A 22,720-nucleotide genomic window follows, 5' to 3' on the forward strand; every position below is an offset into this window, starting at 1 on the left:
GATGTACACCGCCAAAGGTCAGCTCGATCGCAACGCCTTGCTGCGCCAGCACGCGCCGCTGGTGCGCCGCATTGCGCACCACATGATCGCCAAGCTGCCGCCGAACGTGGAGGTGGACGACCTGATCCAGGTCGGCATGATCGGTCTGGCGGAAGCGCTCTCGCGCTTCGAGGCGGCGCAGGGCGTGCAGTTCGAGACTTTCGCCAGCCAGCGCATACGTGGCGCCATGCTCGATGAGCTGCGCGGCAGCGACTGGATGAGCCGCAGCTCGCGCAAGAGCCAAAAAGACATCGAACAAGCGCTGCACCGTGTCGAGCAGCGCCTGGGGCGCAGCCCGCTCGAATCTGAAATTGCCGCCGAACTGGGCGTGAGCCTGGAGGAATACCAAAGCCTGCTGGGCAAGGTGCGCGGCACGCAGCTGGTGTACCTCGAAGACATGCAGTACGGCGACGAGGGCGACGACGGTTTTCTCGACCGCCACGTGGCCGACGCCAGCGCCGACCCGCTGGCCCTGCTGCGCGACCAGCGCCTGCGCGGCGCACTCATCGACGCCATCAACGCCCTGCCCGAGCGCGAGCAGTACATCATGGGCATGTACTACGAGCACGACATGAACCTCAAGGAAATTGCCGCCGTGCTCGGCGTCACCGAATCGCGCGTGTGCCAGCTGCACAGCCAGGCCATTGCCCGCCTGCGCACCAAGATGCGCGCCCACTGATTTCAAGCCAAATCAGGCTCTAGCGCTTATCCAGCAAGCGCGAGTAGCTATCATTTTGATAGCAATCAACCCAGTGCACGGTAGATGCGCGCCCCCCCGCCGGCGGAGCTGCCATAGGTGGCCTTTTCGGTGGACGGCAGTACGCTGGCGGCCTGGCTGTTGGTCAAGGCCGTGACGCGGGCGAGCTGATCGCGCACCTGCACCAAGCGGGCGCTCAGGGCGCGCAAACGCTGGGATTGGTCTTCAGTGAGGGGAAGCGAGCCAGGCTGGCCCAGGATTTGCGCCAGGGCGCCGGCGGCGCTGCGCAGTAATTCGCTGCTGCGCTCGAGTGCCTGGGCATCGGCTGCCAGCAGGGCTTGGGCAGCGGCGTGCACGGTGTCTTCGGTGCCGGCGAGGAGAAATTCCAGATCCATGAATCAAGCCGCCCAGGGGCTACGCAAAGAGAGAAAAACAGGGGCGGCGGCGTGACAAAGCTTAGTAGCTGGCGCGCACCAGCACCTCTTGGGCATTGGCCAGGAGCTTGTCGGCGATGGCACCGGCGTTGATTTTGAAAGTGCCGTTTTGAATGGCGGCGCGCATGGCCTTGACCTTGTCAGCGTCGAAATCGCCCTGGTTGCGGCTGCTGGCCTCCAGGCTGCGCGCGGCATTGGACAGGGACACCGGGGCACCATTTTTGGCCGCCGTAGAGCTCTGCGCCACGGCCTGGGCAACCGGCGCGGCAGCCCTGGCCAATTGCTTGGCAGGCGTTGATTGCGCGAGCGCGTTGGCGATTTCCGGGTGTTGACCTATTTTCATGGTTCTCTCCGCTGCCCTGAGAGGGCGGGGGTTTGCGTGTCCATGTTTTCGGCGCGGAGGTCGCAAACTTGAGGCATTTTTGTGCTTTTTTACAAAGGTGAAGCAGGCACTTACAGCGCCACACCCACCGTCCCATCCTCAGACACAGTGCCGCTGATGATACGGCCATTGTCCATGCGCACCCGTACCATTTGCCCCACAGCGCCCGCCCCCAGGGCCTGGCCCGCAGAGGTGACGACATACCCGGGCCCCTGCACCGTCACGCGCACCTGGGCGCCCGCACGAAACAACTCCGGGGCCCGCACCATGCCCTGGCGCAGGGTTTGGCCCGCCATCAGCGGGCGCGCGGCGACCTGGCCTATCCAGGCTTCGGGGTTGGCCATCACGGCGGCAAAGTCCGCCGCCCAATCGACCTCGTCTTGCATCGCATCGCCAGCCGCCAGCACCTTGCCAGCGTTGACGTTGCCCGCCAGCACCCAGGCCGGGCCCCAGGCTTTGACGGTGATGGGCAAAAACACATTCCACTGCACCGCGCCTTCCACGCAGCGCAGCCCCAGGCGCGTGCGCCCCCACAGGCGCGAGCCTGCGGGCAGATAAGGCTCGACGCGCGCGCAAGGCGCCAGACGCAGGCGCGGATCGAGCTGGCCGACCTGCACCTCCATGCGCAGGCCCGCACCACTGGCCTGGGCTTGCTGCAAGGCGCCATCGAGCCAGCGCTGGGTGGCCGGGCCAATGTCGGCCAGGGCATCGGGCGCGGGCGCCGTCTGCGCCGCCACGCCCAGCGCCCAGCCCAGCAGCAGGCCGGGCAGCGCACGGCGCAGCCAGCTCCAAAGGGGGGGGGAGAGGGATTTCATGGCAGCCTTCCAAACCGTAGCGGCTCTATAACGCCTGCACTGTAGCGGCGCACGCCGCAGCGCCATGGCGGAAATTGCGCAACCAAAGCGGCGTTCTTCGGGCTTTAGAAAAATGGGGCGACTTTCACAATCGCTGCACGACCCACCAGGCCCGAACCGAGGCACACCATGCTCGATAAGTTGACGCAACCACTGGCATTTCAAGGCAACGCGCTACAGCTGCGCGCTGAGCGCCAGCGCATCATCGCGAGCAATATTGCCAACGCCGACACGCCCGGCTACGTTGCCCGCGATTTTCAGTTTGCCGACGCCCTGCGCGCCGCCACGGACGATGGCAACGCGCTGGCACAAAAGCTCGGCAGCAATGGCGCCACCGACCCACGCCACATTCCCCTGCCCGCCGCCCGCAGCGGCGAGCCCCAGCCCGGCGCCCTGGGCTACGGCCTGCAGACCGAGCCCAGCATGGACAAGAACACCGTGGACATGGACCGCGAGCGCGCCAACTTTGTTGACAACTCGGTGCGCTACGAGGCAGCGCTGCGTTTCATCAACGGCAGCGCCAAAACCATGCTCAGCGCCATCCAGGGCCAGTAAGCGCCATAAGGAGCCTCGCCATGTCGATGTTTTCCATCTTCAACGTCTCGGGCAGCGCCATCAGCGCCCAATCGCAGCGCCTGAACGTGGTCGCCAGCAACCTGGCGAACGTGGACGCCGTTGCCGGCCCCGATGGCCAGGCGTACAAGGCGCGCCAGGTGGTGTTCCAGACGCAAACCATGGGCGACGACACCGCCGCCGGCGTACGCGTCAGCCGCATCGAGGAGAGCCAGGCGCCGGGGCGGCGCGTGTTCGACCCGAGCCACCCCTCGGCCGACGGCGAGGGCTACGTCAACCACTCCAACGTCAGCGCCGTCGATGAGATGGTCAACATGATCTCGGCCTCGCGCTCGTACCAGAACAACGTCGAGGTCATGAACACCGCCAAGACGCTGCTGCTCAAGACCCTGCAGATGGGCCAGTAAACCGAAGGGGCCACGCCATGTTCATCTCTCCCATCGACACCAGCGCAATCGACGCCGGCGCCAGTACCACATCGACCAAGGCTTCGGGCACCGATCCGCAGGCGGCGCAAGACCGGTTTTTGAAGCTGCTCGTGGCCCAGCTCAACAACCAGGACCCGATGAACCCGCTGGACAACGCGCAGATGACCTCACAGATGGCGCAGATCAACACCGTCACCGGCATCCAGCAGCTCAATCTGACCATGCAAACCATGGCCGAGCAGTTTGCCGCCATGCAGTCGCTGCAGGGCACGATGATGATTGGGCGCGACGTGCTGACCGAGGGCAACCACCTGGCCGTCTCCGACAAAGGCCAGGCCCAGGGGGCATTTGAACTCGCTGGCGCCGCCTCCTCGGTGAAGGTGGAGATCAGCACCGCCGGCGGCGAGCTGCTGCACACCATCGACATGGGCGCGCAGGCCGCAGGCCGCCAGCAGGTGCAGTGGGACGCCAGCGGCTACAGCGGCGACAAGAGCACGCTGCGCTTCAAGGTCGTGGCCACCAACAAGGACGGCGCCGCCGTGGACAGCACCGCCCTGATGCAGGCCAAGGTGCAGGGCACGAGTACAGAAGGCGGCCAGCTGATGCTGACCCTGGATACGGGCGAAACCGTCGCCTACAGCAAGATTCGCAGCGTGGTCTGAGCGCCCGCAGCCGCACATTTCCGATCAGGAGCACACCATGGGATTCCAACAAGGCCTCTCCGGGCTCAACGCCTCCAGCAAAAACCTGGACGTGATTGGCCACAACATCGCCAACTCGGGCACCGTGGGCTTCAAAGCCTCGCGCACGGAGTTTGCCGAAATGGTGGCCTCCGCCATCGGCTCGGCCAACGGCACCAACGGCGGCATCGGCGTCATGGTCGATGACATTGCACAGCAGTTCACGCAAGGCAGCATCTCCGTCACCGGCAACAACCTGGATGTGGCCATCAACGGCAACGGCTTCTTCCAGATCCAGCAGAGCGACGGCAGCCTGGCCTACACCCGCGCGGGCAATTTCAAGCTCGACAAAAACGGCAACGTCATCACCAATAACTATGGTCAGTTGATGGGCTACGCCGTCAACCCCACCACGGGCCAGGCCGCGACCGGGGTGCTCCAGCCCATGGTCTTCCCCCCGGGGACCCCGATTCCGGCCAAGCAAACCACTGCCATCAAAGCTGCCTTCAACCTCGACGCCCGCGCCCCGGACGCCGCCGGCAACCCAGCGGCCGTGCCGCCCATTCCGATGACGCCGCGCTCCACCTACGGCACATCGATCAACGTCTACGACAGCCAGGGTGTGCCCACCAAGGTCAACCTGTATTTTCAGAAGACCGCTACGGCCAACACCTGGGATGTCTATACGCAGCTCGACGACCCAGCTGCCGTACCGCCGGTAGTGGCCACGCCCATCGGCCAAATCACGTTTGACAACAACGGCAAGATCACGGGCCCAGCCGCCGCGCCACCAGCCACCGGTTTTCAGCTGCCGGTGACCATTGCCCCGCCCACGCCCAACCCGAACAACCTGCCTGCGTACACCGTGCAGGTCAACCTTGATGGCGTGACCCAATTTGGCACCAAATTCGCCGTTTCCGACCTGACACAAGACGGCTACACCGCCGGTCAACTCACCGGCATCAACATCGGCGCCGACGGCACCATCCTCACACGCTACTCCAACGGCGTCACGCGCCCGGAGGGGGCTGTGGCCCTGGCCACATTCCGCAACACCCAAGGCCTGTCGGATATCGGCAACAACCTCTGGGTCGAAACCTTCGAATCGGGCCAACCCTCGCTCGGCCAGCCGACCAACGGTACCTTTGGTGCTCTGCGCTCGGGCGCGCTCGAAGACTCCAACGTCGATCTGACGGCCGAGCTCGTCAACATGATGACTGCGCAGCGCGCCTACCAGGCCAACGCCCAGACCATCAAGACCCAGGACCAGGTGATGTCCACCCTGGTCAACCTGCGCTGACGCGCGCTGAACCGGGGCCCTTGCCATGGACCGCATCATCTACACCTCCATGACCGGCGCCAACGCCGCCGCACACCGGCAGGCGGTGCTGTCCAACAACCTGGCGAACGTGGCGACCAACGGCTTTCGCGCCGAAATGTCCACCTTCCGCTCGGTGCCGCTGCAGGGCGATGGCGCCAAGACGCGGGTGTTCGCCCTGGAAGCCACTTCGGGCCACGTCGAAACCCCGGGCCCGGTGCAGCGCACCGGGCGCAACCTCGACGCCATGGCCGCCGGCAACGCCTGGTTTGCGGTGCAGGGGCTCGACGGCACCGAGGCCTATACCCGCGCCGGCTCGTTCCAGGTCACGGCCACCGGGCAGATGGTGACCAGCACCGGCCTGCCGCTGCTGTCCGATGGCGGTGGCCCGGTGCAGGTGCCGCCCGGGGCTGAAATTTCCATCGGCGCCGACGGCACGCTCACCGCCACCACCGCCGGCCAGCCGCCCGCCCCCGTGGGCCGCATCAAGCTGGCCACGCCCGGCGCGGCCGATCCGCTGCAGCGCGGCGACGATGGCCTGTTTCGCAGCGCCAGCGGCGCGCCCCTGGCGCAGGATGGCAACGCCACGCTGCTGTCCGGGGCGCTGGAGGGCTCGAACGTCAACGCCGTCGAATGCATGGTCGGCATGATCGCCGCCGCGCGCCAGTTCGAGCAGCAGATGCGCTTGCTGCAAACCGCCGAGAGCAGCGACAAAAGCGCTGCCCAGCTGCTCAACGTCAACGGCTAACGTCAACGGCCAAAGCCGCCAAGGAGAAACACCATGATCAATTCCCTGTGGATCGCCAAGACCGGCATGAGCGCCCAGCAAACGCAGCTGGACGTGATCTCGCACAACCTGGCCAACGTCTCGACCACCGGCTTCAAGCGCAACAACGCCGTGTTCGAGGATTTGATTTACCAGAACCTGCGCCAGGTCGGCTCCAACACCACCGAGCAAAACCAGCTGCCCACCGGCCTGCACCTGGGCCTGGGCGTGCGCACGGTGGCCACCAGCCGCAACTTCATCCAGGGCAGCCTGCAGCAGTCGAACAACAGCCTGGACGTGGCCATCAACGGCAACGGCTTTTTTGAAGTCAACCTGCCCGACGGCACCATCGGCTACACGCGCGACGGCTCGTTCCAGGTCGATGCCCAGGGGCGCCTGGTCACCTCCAACGGCCTGCCGATTGCCAACGGCATCACCATCCCGGCCAACGCCATCAAGGTCAGCATCAGCGCCGACGGCGTCGTCTCCGCCACGCTGCCGGGCAACCCGCAGCCGCAGCAGCTGGGCAACCTGGCCATGTCCAGCTTCATCAACGCCGCCGGGCTCGAGCCCGTGGGGCAGAACATGTTCAAGGAATCGGCCGCCAGCGGCCAGCCGCAGCAGGGCACGCCCGGCACCAACGGCCTGGGCTACATCAAGCAAGGCTTTCTGGAATCCTCCAACGTCAACGTGGTGGAGGAGCTGGTGACCATGATCCAGGCGCAGCGCGCCTACGAGATGAACTCCAAGGCCATCCAGACCAGCGACCAGATGCTCGCCAAACTCTCGCAACTGTGAGGTTCGCCATGCGTTCCCTCCTTCGCAGCAGCCTGCCCGCCGCCTTGCTGGCCCTGGCCACGGGCTGCGCCAGCGTCAACCCACCGCCGCCGGTGGAGGTGCTGGCCACCACACCGCCGCCGCTCTCTGCCTTGTCAACTGCCGATGCCGCCCCTGCCAACGGCAGCCTGTTCAGCAGCCAGCGCTACCGCCCACCGCTGGAAGACCCGCGCGCGCGCCTGGTGGGCGATATGGTGACCATCACCATCAAAGAGAAAATTTCGGCCAGCCAGAACTCCAACTCCAACGTCAGCCGAAAACCCAAGGTCAGCGGCGGCATCACGGCCCTGCCCTTCGTCGGCGGCGACATCGAGGGCAAAACCAAGATCGGCGCCGAGTTCTCCAACACCTTTGACGGCGGCGGCAAAACCAGCAGCGAAAACAAATTTGAGAGCAGCATCACCGCCACCGTGACCGAAGTGCTGCCCAACGGCCACCTGGTCATCACCGGCGAGAAGCAGGTGGGGGTGAACCGCAGCGTTGATGTGCTGCGCTTCTCCGGCACCATAGACCCGCGCCGCATCGCACCAGGCAACACCATAGACTCGCAATACGTCGCCAACGTGCGCGTAATCTCGCGCGGCATGGGCGAGCAGGCCGAGGCACAGGCCATGGGCTGGCTCGGGCGCTTCTTCAACACCATCACGCCGTTTTGAGAGAAAAAGCCATCCAGCGCTTACCAGACAAGCGTCGGCAGCTATCAAAAACATAGCTGTTGACGCTTTTTTCGTCCCCGCATCGGGGTACTGGGGAGCGGCTAATTGGCCGCTTTTACGCCGTCTTATCGGCCTATAGTTTTTGCCGGTGGCGCCCAGAATCGGGGCCATGTCTGGTCTGCCTGCCCCCTTTCTGTCCCGTCTCGCCTGGTTGCCCGCCGCCCTGGCGCTGCTGTGCACGGCGCTGCCGGCGCAGGCGCTGCGCATCAAGGAAGTGGCCGCCGTGCAGGGCGTGCGCAGCAACCAGTTGACGGGCTACGGCCTGGTTGTGGGCCTGGACGGCACGGGCGACCAGACGACGCAGATGCCGATCACCACCCAGGCGGTGCAGAACTACCTGCAGCAAATGGGCATCACGCTGCCACCGGGCACCACCGCGCCGCAGCTCAAGAACGTGGCCACCGTGGTCGTCACGGCGCAGCTGCCGGCCTTTGCCCAGCCGGGGCAGTTCATCGACGTCACCGTCTCCTCCATCGGCAACGCCAAGTCGCTCAAGGGCGGCACGCTCATCACCACGCCGCTGCGCGGCGCCGACGGCGAGATTTACGCCCTGGCGCAGGGCAACGTCGTCGTCGGCGGTGCGGGCGCCTCTGCCGGCGGCTCCAAGGTGCAGATCAACCACCTCTCGGCCGGGCGCGTGCCCGAGGGCGCGCAGGTCGAGCGCAGCGTGCCGACACCGCTCAACGACGGCGACACCATCACCCTGGGCCTGAACGCCTCCGACTTCCAGACTGCGCGCAAGGTGGCGCAGGCCATCAACAACCGCAGCGGCGCCGGCACGGCCACCGCCCTCGACGGCCGCACGGTACAGGTGCGCGCACCGCAAGAACCCGGCGCGCGCGTGAACTTCATTGCCGAACTCGAAGAAATCCAGGTCGCTGAGAGTACGCCAGCGGCCAAGGTAGTCATCAACGCGCGCACCGGCTCCATCGTGCTCAACCAGGCGGTCACGCTCGGGCCCTGTGCCATCGCACACGGCAACCTGGCCATCACCATCAGCAGCACGCCCGTCATCAGCCAGCCCAACCCGCTGTCGCAGGGCGTGACGGTGGTGGCGCAAAAGAGCGACATCCAGGTCAAGCAAGAGCCGGGCATTTTGATGACGCTGCCGCCCGCGCCGCAGCTCGCCGACGTGGTGCGCGCCATCAACACCCTGGGCGCCACGCCGCAAGACCTGCTGGCCATCTTGCAGGCCATCAAGGCCGCCGGCGCGCTCAACGCTGAGCTGGAGGTGATCTGACCATGGCCTACTCCGCCCCCCTATCGAGCAACCCCTCGCCGCGCCAGGCCCTGGCTGCCGATGCGCGCTCGCTCAACGCCCTGAAAACGCAAAGCGGCCCCGAGGCCACGCGCGAAGCGGCCAAGCAGTTCGAGTCGCTGTTCATGCGCGAGATGATCAAAAGTATGCGCGAGGCGACCATGAAGTCCGGCCTGCTCGACGGCGCCGAGGGCAACCTGGCCAACGACATGTACGACCAGCAGCTGTCGGTGCAACTCTCGGGCCAGCCCGGCGGGCTGTCCGAGGCCATTCAGCGCCAGCTCACGCGCCAGATGGGCGGCAGCGAGGCCGAGCTGTCCGTGCCCTCCACCCTCAGCCTCGACCGCAGCGCGCGCACCGTGGCCAGCAACCCCAACGCCACCAAGGCGTCGCCCAAGGGGTTGGACGATTTCGTGCAACACCACCGCCGCAGCGCCGAACGCGTGGCGGCCGAAAGCGGCATTCCGGCCAACTTCATGCTCGGCCAGGCCGGACACGAGACCGGCTGGGGCAAGGGCGAGATCCGCCAGAAAGACGGCACGCCCGCCTACAACCTGTTCGGCATCAAGGCCGGCAAGGGCTGGACGGGCAAGGTGGCGGAGGTCACCACCACCGAATACATCGACGGCCAGGCACGCAAGGTGACGGCCAAGTTCCGCGCCTACGACTCCTACGAGGACTCGTTTCGCGACTACGCCCGCCTCATCAACGACAACCCGCGCTACGAAAAAGCGCGCGCCCAGGTGCATTCGGCCCCGGCTTTTGCCAGCGCACTGCAAAAAGCCGGCTACGCCACCGATCCGCTGTACGCGCACAAGCTCTCACGCGCCATTGCCAGCACGCAGCGCGTAACGAGCAGCGCCAACGCTGACCTCACCACGGCCCGCAGCCTCGGTGGCACACAGGTCTGAGCAAGGAGCACGCCATGAGTCTCTTGAACGTCGGCGCACGCGCCTTGCAAGCCAACCAGATCGCGCTGCAGACCACCGGCAACAACATTGCCAACGTCAGCACCCCCGGCTATTCACGCCAGACGGCACACATGGTGACGGTGCAAGGCCAGTTCACCGGCAACGGCTACATCGGCAAAGGGGTGGATGTGCAAACCATTTTGCGCAACCACAACGAACTGCTCACGCGCCAGGCGGCCATGGCCGCCTCGGGCCAATCGAGCGACGCCGTGCGCTCTGAGCGCCTGAACCAGATGCAGGAAATTTTCACCGGCGGCAAGGACAGCCTGGGCACGGCCATTTCCGACATGCTGGGCTCGCTCTCGGACGTGAAAAACTCGCCCACCGACATGACGGCGCGCACCGTCACGCTCACGCGCATGAGTGAAACCGCCGGACGTTTTCGCACCGCCGCCGAGCGCCTGGCCGACATTGAGTACACCGTCAACGAGCAGCTGCAAAACAACATCAGCAAAATCAACAGCCTGGCGCAAAACATCGCCGACGTGAACGAGCAAATTGCCTCTGCTCGCGGCAACGGCCAGACCCCCAACGACCTGTTGGACAAGCGCGATCAGCTCATCCGCGAACTCAACCAGTACATCCAAACGACGCAAATCCCAGCCGATGACGGCTCCGTCGGCCTGTTCATCGCCGGCAGCCAGCCACTGGTGCTGGGCAATATGCCCATGACCATGTCGGTGATGGAGAAAAAAGAATACCCCGGCAGCGGCCAGATGGCGCTGTACTTCAACCGCCCCGGCGCCACGCCACTGGAGTTGGGCGAGGCCACCTTGGGTGGGGGCGAATTGAACGGACTGCTCAAGTTCGCCAACCACGATCTGGCCGAGGGCCGCAACCTGCTCGGGCGCATGGCACAGGCCATGGCCATGACCATGAACCAGCAGCAAAGGCTGGGCCTGACGCTTGACGGCCAGATGGGCCAGGATTTGTTTTCGATCCCCACCAGCATCATCGGCACCACCAATGGCACGGGAGCGGGTACCGTCACTTTTGCCAATCCGACGCAGTTCGCCGCCTCCGATTACGAAGTGCGCTTTACCACCCCGCCCGCCGGCCAGGTGGTGCGCCTGAGCGACGGCAAAGCGACCCCCTTTGCCGGCCTGGCCGACCCGGCGCTGCAAAACATCGACGGCCTGCAATTCAACCTCACGGCAGCGGGCGCAGCGGGACAAACCGTGCTGTTCAAGCCCTTTGCCAGCTCCGCTGCCAACATCCAGGCCAAGCTGCTCTCGCCCTCCTCGTTGGCCGCAGCCAATCCCATCAACGCCGCCATGGGCACATCCAACAGCGGCTCGATGCAGCTGGCGGGGCTCAAGGCCACGGGCATTCCCGCCCTGACCCTGCCTACCATCGGCACGCCTGCCGTCTTGAGCTTCAACGGCACCGGTGGCTTTACCGTCGCCAACGGCGGCACGCCCATGAACACCGCCGTCACGCCCCCCGTGCCGCTGACGCCCACCAACCCCGGGCCGCCGCCGGTGTACGCCTACACCTCGGGCCAGTCCATCAATATCGATGGCTGGCAGATCACCCTCCAGGGCACCCCAAAGAGTGGCGACACCGTGTCCATCGGCAACGCCCTCGATCCACAATACGGCGACGCCTACAAGCGCAACTCCGGCAACGCCGGCGCGTTGATGGAGCTGCGCGATGTGCAGATGTTCGACAACGCCACGCTGCAAGACGGCTGGGCCGGCGCCATCGCCCAGGTGGGCACGCGCACACAAAGCGCGCAATACGCGAGCAATATGTCCACCGCCATCGCCAACAACCTCGAACGCGACCGCACCGCCGTCTCTGGCGTCAACCTCGACGAGGAAGCGGCCAAACTCATTCAATACCAGCAGGCCTACCAGGCCTCGGCCAAAATGCTGCAGATTGCACAAAGCATTTTCGACAGCCTGCTGCAAACCGTCAGCCGTTGATGATTGGAGCGCGCCATGAGCAATAACACCCTCGCCCGCCTGGGCACGGCCAACCTCTACGACAACGCCCGCCTGAACGTCAGCCAACGCCAGAACCAGCTGAGCAATCTGCAGGAAAACCTCACCTCCGGCAAGCGCGTGGTGCGCCCCAGCGACGACCCCGTGGCCGCCGCCCAGGCCGAGCGTTCGCTCATGCGCATCAACCGCATCCAGACCGAGCAGCGCGCCCTGGAAGTGCAGCGCAGCGCCGTGGCGCAGGCCGAAGCGACCCTGGGCGACGCCGTCGGCCTGGTGCAGGAGATGCGCCAGGTTATCGTCGCCTCGGGCAGCGGCGGCTTGAAGCCTGAAGACCGCAAAACCTACGCCAGCCAGCTGCAAAGCCTGCAAGAGCAATTGCGCGATGTGGTCAACCGCAAAGACACCAACGGTATGCCGCTGCTGGGCGCTCTGGGCAGCCAGCTCACAGCCTTTCTGGGCCCGCTCTCAGGCAACCCCGACTACGAATTTAAGGGCCAGCCCGGCCAAACGGCGAGCACCGGCGTGACGGTGCCGCTGACGCTCGACGGCCATTCGGCGCTGATGTTCGATCCCCAGCGCGACGGCGTGTACAACGCCACCGGCAGCACCATCCCGGTCGATCGCACCCTGACCACCAGCGGCATCAACCCCGTCAACTCCGGCCTGGTCACGGGCAACAACTACCGCATCGATTTCCTCGGCGTCGGCCCCGGGGCGCAGCCGAACACGACGACGGCGCAGTACACCATCACCGACACCACCGTCATCCCCAACGTCGTCTCGGCCCCGGTAACCATCCCCGACTACCCCTCGGACAAGCCAATGGAGGTCACTGTCACCGGCATCCCGGGCCTGAGCTTCACCATCAAGGGCAACCCGGCCAACGGCGACAGCTTTACCTTGAAGCCCAGCGCCAGCCTGCTGAGCAGCCTCGACAGTGCCATCCGCGACATCGGCGGCGCCGCCAACAACAACGCCGCCGCCCAGGCCGTGGGCCAGGCGCTGAACAACCTCGACATCGGCATGGAGCGCCTGCACAACATGCGCGGCTACGCCGGCGAGTTGCTCAACCGCGCCGACCGCATCACCGGCGATCAGACCAACCGCAGCATCCAGCTCGAAGGCGACCGCTCGCGCGCCGAGGACCTGGACATGGTCAAGGGCATCTCGGACTTTCAAAACGCGCAGACCGGCTACGAGGCGGCGCTCAAGTCCTACGCCCAGGTGCAGCGCCTGACGCTGTTCAACTTCATCAACTGATAAGCCCCGCCCATGGTGCAATCCGTCCTTGGCAGCCTCACTCTGGGCTACCGACCGCTGTGGAATGCACAGCGGCGCTTGGCTGCGGTGCAGCTGTACGTGCAGGAGCTGCCCGGCGCCATGGTCGATGCACCGCACCTGCTGCGCACGCTGCAGGAGCTGTGGTCGGCGCAATCACCGCCGCTGCTGCTGGCGCCGCAATCGCCCCAGCTGCTGCTGCAGCTGCTGCAAAAAGCGCCCGCCGCCAGCCCCTGGATAGAGGTGCGCGGCCACTGGCTGGGCAACGCCACCATCCTCGCCTGCGTGCGCGCGGCGCACCAGCGCGGCCTGCGCATGGTCTGGCGCGGCGAGCTGGCGCAGCTGCCGCCGGGCGACATTGCCGCCTGCTTTGACAACAGCCTGCTGAGCCTGTCGGCGCAAGATGCGGTGCACATCCTGCAAAGCATCACCCCGGCCCCTGGCAGCGGTTTTGGCGCCAAAGCGCAACCGAGCCCGCTGCTCGACGGCCAGATGTACGACAACCTGCCGAGCATGGCCCTGGCCGCGCATTGCCTGGAGCAGCACCGCGCCGTGGCCGTGGCCGGCTGGCCGGTCGATGACCTGCTCTTTACCCTGCGCCACCAGCAGCCCCAGCCGGCCTACGCCACGGTGCTGCGGCTGATGAAGGCCATAGACGCCGAACAATCGCTCGATGCCTTCGAGCACATCATTGCCCAAGACCCCATCCTGGCCTACCGCTTCATGGTGTTCACCAACTCGGCAGCGCTGGGCCTGCGCACCGGCGTCGATTCGGTGCGTCGGGGCCTGGTCATGCTGGGCTACGGCACGCTGCAGCGCTGGCTCGGCGAGCTGCTGCCGCACGCCAGCCAGGACCCGAACCTGCAGCCGCTGCGCCAGTCCATGGTGCTGCGCGCGCGCCTGACGGCGCACCTGATCGAGGCCGGCATCGAGCACGAGCTGCAGCGCGAGGTCTATCTCACCGGCCTGTTCTGGCAGCTGGGCGACTTGCTGGGCGAACCCGTGGCCAACGCCCTGCGCCGCCTGCCGCTGTCCGAGCGCATCAGCGAAGCCATCGTCCAGGGCACGGGGCCCTACGCCGGCGCCCTGCAAATGGCTTGCGCCCTGGAAAACGACGACGCCCAGGTGCTGCGCGCACTGTGCGAAAGCCAGGAAATGCCGCCCGAAGACGTCAACCGCGCCCTGCTGCGCGTGCTCAGCGACGCCAATACCTGAGCCAACCAGGCTCAAAACGCTACATTTTTAATAGCTGCTGTCGCTTGCTTGACAAGCGCTAGAGGCCAATTTCATCAAAATCCGCGCGCATGGGAACCCTCTACCTCGTGCGCCACGGCCAGGCTTCATTTGGCGCCGCCAATTACGACCAACTCAGCCCCCTGGGCCTGCAGCAGGCGCAGCGCCTGGGCGCGCACTGGCAGGCGCATGGCCTGGGTTTTGACGCCGTCTATACCGGCACCCTGGCGCGGCACGCGCAAACCCTGGCCGGCATTGCCGCCACCCTGGGCCAGGCGCTGCCGCAGCAGCAGCAGCTGCCGGCACTCAATGAATACGACGGCCTGGCCCTGGTGCGGGCCATCCACCCCGGCCCGTTGACCGGGGCCACGGGGCCCGAGCGCTTTCAACAATACTTTCGCCTGCTGTGCGACGCGCTGGCGCAGTGGATGGCCGGCACCATCAGCCCCGAAGGCATGGGCAGCTGGCAGGCGTTTGCCGATGGTGTGCACGCCGCGCTGGAGCAGCTGCGCCGCCGCCATGGTGCGGGCGATGCGCGCGTGCTGGTAGTGAGCAGCGGCGGCCCCATCTCCACCGCCGTGGCGCTGGTGCTGGGCGCCTCGCCGGAGGCGGCCATTGGCCTGAACATGCGCCTGCGCAACAGCGCCGTGACCGAATTGAGCCTGCGCCCCAAGCGGCTGATGCTGCAAACCTTCAACACCCTGGAGCACCTTGCGGCGCCCCAGGATGCGGGCCTGATCAGCTTTGCCTAAGAGGCGAAGAGGCTGAACCCGCTCAGAGTGGGTAGGCCGGGCTGCTGGCCGCGATGTCCATCCACTTGCCCAGTTCGAGCTTGTTGCCCTGGCCGGGCACCATGGCGTAGAACTCCGGCGCCTGCACGGGCAGCTTCAGGTCGGCAATCGAGCCCAGGGCATCGGCACCCAGCGGGATGCCGTAGAGCGTGAACAGCTCGCGCATGTCGCGGCCAATGATGCGGCTGGACAGCACGTACAGCAGCTCATGGTTGCTGATGGTCTTGCTCGTAAAGCGCCCCATGCCCAGGGAGACTTTGTTGGCCTCGCTCCAGGTGTTGTCCACCAGGCGGTTGCCCCGGCCGAGCAGGCCCAGGAAGTCGATCACATCGGCAGGCTGCGGCTGCATCTGGCTCAGGCGTTCACGGGTGTAGATAAACGCCAGCTGAAAGTGCACGGCGCGCATCGCCTGGTGGTTCTGGTTGCTGCCCACCCAGAAGCGGTTGAACATGTCCAGGCGCAGGTCTTCGCCCGTCTTGCCGGTGGCGCGTGCAGCAGCCATGTCCTGGTACAGGCGCTTGTGCTCAATCGAGCCGCCGTTGTTGTTCTCAGCCCCGTTGGTCATGGCGTACTGGCGCAGCGCGCTGGCGTTGGCCAGGATGTTGTTGTTGCACTCCACTCCGCAGCCGCCGCCCGGGAAGGTCAGCGTCATGTGGCGCGGCACGGTGTTGTGCCCCAGCTCGTGCCACCAGCCCCAGCCGGGGTTGATGGAGGCAAAGCCGTCCGACGGGTTGCCCGAACACAGAAAACCGCAAGCCGCCAGCCAGCCGACGAAATGCTGCACGCCCGGCGCGCGGTGCACGTTGCTGGTGCAGTCCCAGCCCAGGCTGGCGCAGACGTTGGTGACGTTGGCGCTGGCCGGCATGTTGTTGTAGCCGTTGGCCAGGTGGTTGCTGTCAAAAATCATGCCCTTGAGGCGCACCTGCACGTACTCCTCGGGCGTGCGGTTACCGATGGCGCTCTTGGCAAAACCAATGGTTTGCTGCACTTCGCCGCCGACCATCTTGGCCGTTTGCCAGCCAAAGTCACCGCGCTTCAAGGCCTGCACGGCCTCGTCGATCTCGGTCTGGGGCATGGTGCGCGTGAAGTCAAAGTGCGCGTACTTGGCGCTGTTGCGTATGCGCAGCTTGACCACGGTGCCTGCCTTGGCGCCCGAGTAATCGAGGAACAGCGGCCCACCCCAGGCTGTGGTGTAGGTCTGCACCTTGCCTGTGGGCAGCTTGGCGTAGTGGCCGTCGGGGTAACGCGGGCGGGTGTAGTTCTCTTGGCCCAGCGGATTGCCCCGGGTGCGGATTTGGCCAATGCGCAGCGCCAAAGAGGCGCCGGCAGCGTCGGCAATTTCCACCTCAACGGCCTTGCCCGGCACGGCCGCGCGGCCAATGGCGGTGCGCCCGCTGCCTTGGGCGATGGTCACGTCCACGGTTTCCCAATCAGCGCTGGTGACCAGCTGCGGGGCCGAGGCCGGCATCCAGTCGCCAAAGGTCTTGGGCGTGCGTGCCATGGGGCGCAGCGGCGTGGTAAAGGTGTCTGCTGCCAGGGTCGAGAGGAAGGGCGTGGCGTTCGAGCGGCGCACCTGGCTGTAGTCCACCTGCTCGCGGTACATGTCGGCCCACAGCACCAGGCGGCGGTGCGCGTCCAGATAGGGCTTCTCGGCGTAGGTGTCGGCAAACATCTGCAGCCCGCGCGAATCCAGGCTGGCGATGTTGTTGCGCAGCGTGTCCAGGCCCTTCGCCAGGGATTGGTCCTGGCTGAAATCCACCGTGGTGCCGTTGGCCAACTGGCCCACGGCGTTGACGGCTGCAGCCAGATGGTCTGTTGCCTGGCGCTGCTGCGCTGCGCTGCGGCCTGTAATCTGGATTTCATTGGGACCGGCAAAGTAGTTGCCCGGGTAGTCACCCAGCTGCATCCCCATGGCCTGCAGCACCTGGCGGCCACCGGAGGAGTCCACCCAATTTCCATGCTGGTACAGCACAGGCTTGCCCGCCGCCAGGTAGGCGGCCACGCGCTCGGTCTGGCCGGCGCTGGCGGGGGTGTTTTGGCCGTAGATCAGCAGGTCGGCGTTTTGCCAGCAGGTGTTGGCGCTGTCGGCCAGGTTGCACTTGGCGTCTTCGGCCTTGGCGCCCAGGCGGGCAACGAATTTGGCGACCGTGTTGTAGTCAAAGTTTTGCGTTGCCACGCGAATGGTGGCGGGCAGCTTGCCCTGGGGCTGGCCCGTGACCAGCCAGGTAAACGTGCGCGCAAACAGCGGCATTTGCGCTTCGTTCGGGCTGCCTGCGGTGGCCAGGCCGTTGAGCAAGTCCTTGCCATAGCCAGCGGCGCGAATGCCGCTGACGTTGCTGATGCTGGCGAGCACGTTGCCACTGTTGGCCACCAGCAGCGGGCTCGCCGCTGTAGCAATCAGGGGCCGCACGTTGTGGCTCTCGGCGGTGAAGTTCAGCGCTGCCGCCGTGGTGTCGTCAATGAGGGCAGCGATCAGGTCTTGCTGCTGCTTGCGCGTTTGCGCCAGGCTATAGGCACCCGATTGCAGCAGGTACGACGCGGCGCTGGCCGGAAGCTTGCTGCTGTTGCCGGTGCGCAGGGCTTCAGCGATCAGGTCAGCTTCGCTGGGCGCGGGCGGCTGCGTTACGGGCGGTGGAGTGACCGGTGGCTGGGTGACCGGTGGCTGGGTGACCGGTGGCTGGGTGACCGGTGGCTGCGTCACAGGCGGCTGTGTTACCGGTGGCTGGGTGACCGGTGGTTGCGTCACAGGCGGCTGTGTTACCGGTGGCTGGGTGACCGGTGGTTGCGTCACAGGCGGCTGTGTTACCGGTGGCTGTGTTACCGGTGGCTGTGTTACCGGCGGCTGTGTTACCGGCGGCTGTGTTACCGGCGGCTCTGTTACCGGCGGTTGCGTGACCGGCGGCGTGGGTGTTTCCGTCACCGGGGGGTGGGTGACCGGAATGTCGGTATCCACCGACGGTGTATCAGGTTGCACAGCCGCTGGGGGCTGCTGGCCTTGGGAGACAAATCTGTCCTCCCCCCCTCCACAAGCAGTAAGCAGCAAGCCAGCCGTAGCGACTGCAGTCCATTGACGAATCACGTAAAACTCTCCAGAAACAGGGGCAGAAACAGAACCTTCCAGACTATAAAAGCCGGTATCTGTGTCTAAAAATAAACGTCGTAACCAATCCGTATTGCGCGGCGGCTGAAAGGCTCGGCCCGGAGCCCTTCCGACAGGAATTCGCAAATTCTAGGGAAAACCCTGGTTCAACGCCAGTTTTACCTTTCTGTTTGTGTGTTAAGCGCTACGCCCGTGCGGGCGCGGGGGCCAGGGTGGAGGGCGGCAGGGCGTCGAGCTCCTGCAGCAGCTGCGCCAGGGCGGCGCCGGCGGCCTGCACCAGGGCGCGGCCTTTTTCCGCCGTGGCCGCGCTGGCATCGCCCACGGCGCCGGCCAGGTGGTAGTCCTGCATCGCCCAGCCCATCTTGGCGCTGCGGCCATTGCCCAAAATGGGGTACTGCTCGGCCCGGTCTTGCGAGCGCGAGCGCCAGTGCTGCGCCTGCGCCATATCAACCTGCGCTGGCGCCAGGTGCAGCGCCATGGAGGTCTCAATGGCGCCGCCGTGGATGCCGAAGCGGTGCTCCTCGGCGCTGAACAGCGCCTGCACCGCCGGCGGCAGCGGCAGGCCAAACCAGCTGGCGCTGTAGGTCAGCAGGCCATGCTGCTGGCGCAGCTCGCGCGCGGCAATGTCCATGGGAGCGACGTTGCCGCCATGGCCGTTGAGCAGCAGCAGCTTGCGAATGCCCGCGCGCGCCACGCCCGCACCCAGCTCGCCCCACAGCGCCAGCAGCGTCGCCGGCGACAGGCTGAGGGTGCCGGGGTAGGCCAGGTGCTCGGTCGAGAGGCCCACGTTTTGCGGCGGCAGCAGCAGCAACGGCAACTCCGGCGGCAGCTGCGCCAGGGCGGCGTCGAGCACGCCTTGCAGCAGCAGCGCATCGACCTGCAACGGCAGGTGCGGCCCGTGCTGCTCGATGGCCGCCACCGGCAGCACGGCCAGGGTGCGTGCGGCCAGGCCGCTGGCCTGGGCGCGGGCAAAGTCGCGTGCCGAGACTTCGGCCCAGTAGCGCGAGGGCCAGTGCGTGAAAGCGGTTGCGGTCATGCGGCAATGGTAACGGCGCCGGCCAGGGCGCTCCGGTGCAGCAAACTGCCGCCTCTTGCGCCGCTTTCTTGCCCCTTGGCGCAAACGCGGGCGCGGCACAATCGGCGCCACTGCCCTGCTTTTCCCGTTCTGCCATGCCTGCTGTTTTGCTCCGTTTTATGCGCTGCCTGGCGCTGTTGCTGGCGCTGCCACTGTGCGCGCGGGCGGCGGATTTTCGCGATCCGCAGGAGCAGCAGTTCATCGTCTGGCCCAACATCCCGGTGATCCGCGCCACCGACTTTGCCGAATACGCCGCCGACCGCAAGGTGTTCGAGGAGCTGCACGGCGGCAAGGACCCGGCGACCATCGTCGCCGCGCTGCAGGCCGTCGATCAGCTGCAGGCGCACCACGAGCGCACCGCCCTGGCCGAACTCGGGCGCAGCCTGAACGTGCTTTTTATCAGCGAGCTCGACCGCCTCACCCGCGCCACGCGCCTGCGCAGCCCCAAGCTGCGTTTTGACTTTGCCGGCATCACCCCTGCGGAGCTGCAGCGCCCAGCGGTACTGGACGCCAACGCCCTGGCCCAGCTCAAGGCCAAGGCCGGGCAGGTGACGCTGCTGGCCTACATGACCTACGCCCGCACCGAGGGCAGCGCCATCCAGGTGACGATGACCCTGGTCAAAACCAACGACGGCAGCGCGCAGAGCTTTACCGTCACCGCCCTGGCCTCGCAGGCGGGCGCGGCGCTGGCGCAGGACGTATTCCACTACTTTTACGGCACCCGCTTTGCGCCCTACCGCAACCCGCTGGCGGGCAGCGAATGGCTGCAGCCCGCGCCCAGCCACCAGGACACGCTGGTGTCACTCGACAGCGCCAGCCGCTACTGCCAAAGCCAGGGTGCCGAGCTGCCCAGCGCCAGCGACATGGAAATGGGCGAAACCGCCGGCATCTACCACGAGGGCATCGAGGTCAAGCCCGAGCGCCTGTACCACCTGCGCAGCCAAGAGTTGTACGCCAGCGAGCGCGCCGACGGCCCGCGCCTGCGCCCCAACCCCAACGCCCAGGGCAGCAACGCTTACTATTACTGCATCCGTAAAAAAGCCAGCCGGGGCAAAAAGTAGGCCAGGAACCAAACCCGGCCACCGCAGCTCCCACCCTGCGACATGCCGCACCGCCCTTTCTCGCTCCCTTTCCCGACCCTTTTCCTGCGCCTCCTGAGCGCTCTTTTTTTTATAGCTGCCAGCGCTTTATCCACGGGCGCTGCAGCCCAAATCAACCTCAAAACCGGGGCCCAGCAAGGCAGCAGCCGCGTCAGCACCGCCTACGTCCAGGCCGAACTCGTGGCGCACGCACCCGAGGGCGTGGCCCCGGGCAAGCCGCTGTGGTTCGGGCTGCTGCTGCAGCACCAGCCGCACTGGCACAGCTATTGGCACAACCCGGGCGATTCCGGCCTGCCAACGCAGCTGCAGTGGCAGCTGCCCGCCGGGCTGGACGCGGGCGACATCGCCTGGCCCGTGCCGCGCAAGCTGCCACTGGGCAAACTGGTCAACTTTGGCTACGAAGGCCAGGTGCTGCTGGCGGTGCCCGTCACCGTCACCCCCGCCTTTGCCCCCGGGCCGCTGGCGCACACGCTGAACGTGCAGCTGCACGCCTCCTGGCTGGTGTGCCGCCAGGAATGCATCCCGGAAGAAGGGCAGTTCAGCCTGCAGCTGCCGCTGCAAGGCAGCACCGCCAGCCAGGCCACACTGTTTGAGCGCACCCTGGGCCAGCAGCCCCAGGCCCTGCCGCTGGCCCCCACCAGCCAGGCCCGCCTGAGCGACGACGGCCAGCGGCTGCAGCTGCGCCTGCAGGGCCTGCCGCCCGCGCTGCACGGCCAGGAACTGGCACTGTTCCCCGAAGACGCGGGCTGGCTGCACAACGCCGGCGCCATCACCCAGTCCTGGCAGGGCGATGTCTGGACGGCGCAGCTGCCCATCTCCCCCGAGCGCAGCGCCAGCCCAGAACCGCTGGCGCTGCTGCTGGCGCAGGGCGAGCAGGGCTGGCGCGTACAGCTGCCGCTGCAAGGCCCGTGGCCGGCGCTGGCGCCTGCGGCCACGCTCTCGCCCGCGCTCGAAGCGGCGCTGCGCGCCAACGCCGCTGTTGCACCGGCCCCTCCGGCCCCACCCCCCCCCGCCGCCGCCCCCCTGGGCAGCTGGCTACTGGCGCTGGGCGGGGCGCTGCTGGGCGGGCTGATTCTCAACCTCATGCCCTGCGTGTTTCCGGTGCTGGCGATCAAGGTCGCCGGCTTTGCGCGCCACGCGCAAGACCAGCGCCTGCACCGCATGAGCGGCCTGGCCTACACCGCCGGCGTGCTGGCCTCGTTCCTGGCGCTGGGGGCGCTGATGCTGGCCCTGCGCGCCGCTGGCGAGGCCGTGGGCTGGGGCTTTCAGCTGCAGTCGCCCGCCGTGGTCGCAGCGCTGGCGCTGCTGTTCACGCTCATCGGCCTGAACCTGGCCGGGCTGTACGAATTCGGGCAGATGCTGCCCAGCTCCCTGGCCGGGCTGCAGCTGCGCCACCCGGTGCTCGACGCGTTTTTTACCGGCGTGCTGGCCGTCGCCATTGCCTCGCCCTGCACCGCACCTTTCATGGGCGCCTCCCTGGGCCTGACGGCGCAGCTGCCCGCGCCCCAGGCGCTGGGCATTTTTGCCGCCCTGGGCCTGGGCCTGGCCCTGCCCTACCTGCTGGCGAGCTGGTGGCCGGCCCTGGCGCGAGCCCTGCCGCACCCGGGCGCCTGGATGCAAACGCTGCGCCGCTTCCTCGCCTTCCCCATGTTTGCCACCGTGGTCTGGCTGTTGTGGGTGCTGGGCCAGCAAACCGGCATCGACGGCGCCAGCGCCCTGCTGGCGCTGCTGCTGCTCGTCGCCCTGCTGGCCTGGACGCTGACGCTGCACGGGCGCACACGGCTTGTGCTTGCTACGCTTTCGATAGCTACTAGCGCTTGGTGGATAAGCCTGAGCGGCCAAAAAATCATTGAACTGCAGCCCCCGCAAGCCAGCGCCAGCGCCCCGGCGCCGGGCTGGCAAGCCTGGCAACCGGGCCTGCCCGAACAGCTGCTGGCCCAGGGCCAGCCGGTATTCGTGGACTACACCGCCGCCTGGTGCGTGACCTGCCAGGTCAACAAGCAAACCACCCTCACCAACCCCGAGGTGCTGGCCGACTTTGCCGCCCACGGCGTTGCCCTGCTGCGCGCCGACTGGACGCGGCGCGACCCCGCCATCACCGCTGAACTCGCCCGCCTGGGGCGCAGCGGCGTGCCGGTGTACACGCTGCAGGCGCCGGGCGGCGCGCCGCTGGTGCTGACCGAACTGCTCTCGCGCCACGAGGTGCGCGCCGCCCTGGCGCAGCTGGCGCGGCCTTGAAGGCAG

The 22,720-nt window shown here is 66.7% G+C and carries 21 protein-coding genes; 16 read left to right on the plus strand and 5 right to left on the minus strand.

The features are described from left to right. The first annotated feature begins 1 nt into the window (after window position 1). The gene (locus G7045_RS12970; protein ID WP_166160006.1) at window positions 2–718 is read left to right on the plus strand and encodes an RNA polymerase sigma factor FliA; all 717 of its coding nucleotides are present in this window, start codon (window positions 2–4) and stop codon (window positions 716–718) included. A 65-nt stretch (window positions 719–783) separates the two neighbouring features. Here G7045_RS12970 and G7045_RS12975 read toward each other — a convergent pair whose 3' ends face one another. From G7045_RS12975 to flgA, 3 genes are all read right to left on the minus strand, one after another. Continuing rightward, entirely contained in the window at window positions 784–1,131 is a 348-nt protein-coding gene (locus tag G7045_RS12975; RefSeq protein ID WP_166160007.1) for a hypothetical protein, read from the minus strand. Window positions 1,132–1,192: 61 nt separating this feature from the next. After that, a complete protein-coding gene (gene flgM, locus G7045_RS12980) occupies window positions 1,193–1,513 on the minus strand; it encodes a flagellar biosynthesis anti-sigma factor FlgM (protein WP_166160008.1) in 321 nt (106 codons plus the stop codon). 110 nt (window positions 1,514–1,623) lie between these two features. Next, window positions 1,624–2,367, minus strand: coding sequence for a flagellar basal body P-ring formation chaperone FlgA (gene flgA / locus G7045_RS12985; RefSeq protein WP_166160009.1), 744 nt, complete (start codon window positions 2,365–2,367; stop codon window positions 1,624–1,626). A gap of 168 nt (window positions 2,368–2,535) precedes the next feature. On the opposite strand from flgA, the gene flgB reads away from it, so the two are divergent. From flgB to G7045_RS13050, 13 genes are all read left to right on the plus strand, one after another. Further along, complete coding sequence (gene flgB / locus G7045_RS12990; RefSeq protein ID WP_166160010.1) at window positions 2,536–2,961, plus strand: flagellar basal body rod protein FlgB; 426 nt, start codon at window positions 2,536–2,538, stop codon at window positions 2,959–2,961. 20 nt (window positions 2,962–2,981) lie between these two features. Further along, window positions 2,982–3,386 (plus strand): flagellar basal body rod protein FlgC, encoded by a 405-nt coding sequence (flgC, locus tag G7045_RS12995; protein WP_166160011.1) that lies wholly within the window; start codon window positions 2,982–2,984, stop codon window positions 3,384–3,386. A 17-nt stretch (window positions 3,387–3,403) separates the two neighbouring features. Continuing rightward, on the plus strand, window positions 3,404–4,069 hold the full coding sequence (locus tag G7045_RS13000; RefSeq protein ID WP_166160012.1) for a flagellar hook assembly protein FlgD: 666 nt from the start codon (window positions 3,404–3,406) through the stop codon (window positions 4,067–4,069). Window positions 4,070–4,106: 37 nt separating this feature from the next. Then, entirely contained in the window at window positions 4,107–5,387 is a 1,281-nt protein-coding gene (gene flgE / locus G7045_RS13005) for a flagellar hook protein FlgE (RefSeq protein WP_166160013.1), read from the plus strand. A 25-nt stretch (window positions 5,388–5,412) separates the two neighbouring features. Further along, window positions 5,413–6,153 carry a flagellar basal-body rod protein FlgF gene (gene flgF, locus G7045_RS13010; protein ID WP_166160014.1) on the plus strand — a complete coding sequence of 247 codons (741 nt, stop codon included), beginning with the start codon at window positions 5,413–5,415 and terminating at the stop codon, window positions 6,151–6,153. Between the two features lie 33 nt (window positions 6,154–6,186). Continuing rightward, complete coding sequence (flgG, locus tag G7045_RS13015; RefSeq protein ID WP_166160015.1) at window positions 6,187–6,969, plus strand: flagellar basal-body rod protein FlgG; 783 nt, start codon at window positions 6,187–6,189, stop codon at window positions 6,967–6,969. An 8-nt stretch (window positions 6,970–6,977) separates the two neighbouring features. Next, the gene (locus G7045_RS13020; RefSeq protein ID WP_166160016.1) at window positions 6,978–7,664 is read left to right on the plus strand and encodes a flagellar basal body L-ring protein FlgH; all 687 of its coding nucleotides are present in this window, start codon (window positions 6,978–6,980) and stop codon (window positions 7,662–7,664) included. Window positions 7,665–7,833: 169 nt separating this feature from the next. Beyond that, window positions 7,834–8,964 (plus strand): flagellar basal body P-ring protein FlgI, encoded by a 1,131-nt coding sequence (locus G7045_RS13025; RefSeq protein WP_240919228.1) that lies wholly within the window; start codon window positions 7,834–7,836, stop codon window positions 8,962–8,964. A gap of 2 nt (window positions 8,965–8,966) precedes the next feature. Beyond that, window positions 8,967–9,893 carry a flagellar assembly peptidoglycan hydrolase FlgJ gene (gene flgJ, locus G7045_RS13030; protein WP_166160017.1) on the plus strand — a complete coding sequence of 309 codons (927 nt, stop codon included), beginning with the start codon at window positions 8,967–8,969 and terminating at the stop codon, window positions 9,891–9,893. A 14-nt stretch (window positions 9,894–9,907) separates the two neighbouring features. Beyond that, window positions 9,908–11,881, plus strand: coding sequence for a flagellar hook-associated protein FlgK (gene flgK / locus G7045_RS13035; RefSeq protein WP_166160018.1), 1,974 nt, complete (start codon window positions 9,908–9,910; stop codon window positions 11,879–11,881). Window positions 11,882–11,896: 15 nt separating this feature from the next. Further along, complete coding sequence (gene flgL, locus G7045_RS13040; RefSeq protein WP_166160019.1) at window positions 11,897–13,159, plus strand: flagellar hook-associated protein FlgL; 1,263 nt, start codon at window positions 11,897–11,899, stop codon at window positions 13,157–13,159. Between the two features lie 12 nt (window positions 13,160–13,171). Next, window positions 13,172–14,392, plus strand: coding sequence for an HDOD domain-containing protein (locus G7045_RS13045; RefSeq protein WP_166160020.1), 1,221 nt, complete (start codon window positions 13,172–13,174; stop codon window positions 14,390–14,392). Between the two features lie 89 nt (window positions 14,393–14,481). Next, the gene (locus G7045_RS13050; protein ID WP_166160021.1) at window positions 14,482–15,162 is read left to right on the plus strand and encodes a histidine phosphatase family protein; all 681 of its coding nucleotides are present in this window, start codon (window positions 14,482–14,484) and stop codon (window positions 15,160–15,162) included. Between the two features lie 22 nt (window positions 15,163–15,184). On the opposite strand, the gene G7045_RS13055 is transcribed toward G7045_RS13050, so the two are convergent. Next, window positions 15,185–17,902 (minus strand): ImpA family metalloprotease, encoded by a 2,718-nt coding sequence (locus tag G7045_RS13055; protein ID WP_240919229.1) that lies wholly within the window; start codon window positions 17,900–17,902, stop codon window positions 15,185–15,187. Between the two features lie 583 nt (window positions 17,903–18,485). Continuing rightward, a complete protein-coding gene (locus G7045_RS13060; RefSeq protein ID WP_166160023.1) occupies window positions 18,486–19,337 on the minus strand; it encodes a creatininase family protein in 852 nt (283 codons plus the stop codon). 134 nt (window positions 19,338–19,471) lie between these two features. Between G7045_RS13060 and G7045_RS13065 the strand changes: the two genes are divergently transcribed. Continuing rightward, window positions 19,472–20,437, plus strand: a complete 966-nt coding sequence (locus G7045_RS13065) for a hypothetical protein (RefSeq protein WP_166160024.1) — start codon at window positions 19,472–19,474, stop codon at window positions 20,435–20,437. A 42-nt stretch (window positions 20,438–20,479) separates the two neighbouring features. Then, complete coding sequence (locus G7045_RS13070) at window positions 20,480–22,714, plus strand: protein-disulfide reductase DsbD (protein WP_166160025.1); 2,235 nt, start codon at window positions 20,480–20,482, stop codon at window positions 22,712–22,714. Window positions 22,715–22,720: the final 6 nt, after the last annotated feature.

This window comes from Acidovorax sp. HDW3 (assembly GCF_011303755.1).
In the GTDB taxonomy this organism is placed as follows: domain Bacteria; phylum Pseudomonadota; class Gammaproteobacteria; order Burkholderiales; family Burkholderiaceae_C; genus Paenacidovorax.

Coding starts and splice junctions, on each gene's coding strand:
- G7045_RS12970 (WP_166160006.1), top strand. CDS start 2: ATGTACACCGCCAAAGGTCAGCTCGATCGCAACGCCTTGCTGCGCCAG.
- G7045_RS12975 (WP_166160007.1), bottom strand. CDS start 1,131: ATGGATCTGGAATTTCTCCTCGCCGGCACCGAAGACACCGTGCACGCC.
- flgM (WP_166160008.1), bottom strand. CDS start 1,513: ATGAAAATAGGTCAACACCCGGAAATCGCCAACGCGCTCGCGCAATCA.
- flgA (WP_166160009.1), bottom strand. CDS start 2,367: ATGAAATCCCTCTCCCCCCCCCTTTGGAGCTGGCTGCGCCGTGCGCTG.
- flgB (WP_166160010.1), top strand. CDS start 2,536: ATGCTCGATAAGTTGACGCAACCACTGGCATTTCAAGGCAACGCGCTA.
- flgC (WP_166160011.1), top strand. CDS start 2,982: ATGTCGATGTTTTCCATCTTCAACGTCTCGGGCAGCGCCATCAGCGCC.
- G7045_RS13000 (WP_166160012.1), top strand. CDS start 3,404: ATGTTCATCTCTCCCATCGACACCAGCGCAATCGACGCCGGCGCCAGT.
- flgE (WP_166160013.1), top strand. CDS start 4,107: ATGGGATTCCAACAAGGCCTCTCCGGGCTCAACGCCTCCAGCAAAAAC.
- flgF (WP_166160014.1), top strand. CDS start 5,413: ATGGACCGCATCATCTACACCTCCATGACCGGCGCCAACGCCGCCGCA.
- flgG (WP_166160015.1), top strand. CDS start 6,187: ATGATCAATTCCCTGTGGATCGCCAAGACCGGCATGAGCGCCCAGCAA.
- G7045_RS13020 (WP_166160016.1), top strand. CDS start 6,978: ATGCGTTCCCTCCTTCGCAGCAGCCTGCCCGCCGCCTTGCTGGCCCTG.
- G7045_RS13025 (WP_240919228.1), top strand. CDS start 7,834: ATGTCTGGTCTGCCTGCCCCCTTTCTGTCCCGTCTCGCCTGGTTGCCC.
- flgJ (WP_166160017.1), top strand. CDS start 8,967: ATGGCCTACTCCGCCCCCCTATCGAGCAACCCCTCGCCGCGCCAGGCC.
- flgK (WP_166160018.1), top strand. CDS start 9,908: ATGAGTCTCTTGAACGTCGGCGCACGCGCCTTGCAAGCCAACCAGATC.
- flgL (WP_166160019.1), top strand. CDS start 11,897: ATGAGCAATAACACCCTCGCCCGCCTGGGCACGGCCAACCTCTACGAC.
- G7045_RS13045 (WP_166160020.1), top strand. CDS start 13,172: ATGGTGCAATCCGTCCTTGGCAGCCTCACTCTGGGCTACCGACCGCTG.
- G7045_RS13050 (WP_166160021.1), top strand. CDS start 14,482: ATGGGAACCCTCTACCTCGTGCGCCACGGCCAGGCTTCATTTGGCGCC.
- G7045_RS13060 (WP_166160023.1), bottom strand. CDS start 19,337: ATGACCGCAACCGCTTTCACGCACTGGCCCTCGCGCTACTGGGCCGAA.
- G7045_RS13065 (WP_166160024.1), top strand. CDS start 19,472: ATGCCTGCTGTTTTGCTCCGTTTTATGCGCTGCCTGGCGCTGTTGCTG.
- G7045_RS13070 (WP_166160025.1), top strand. CDS start 20,480: ATGCCGCACCGCCCTTTCTCGCTCCCTTTCCCGACCCTTTTCCTGCGC.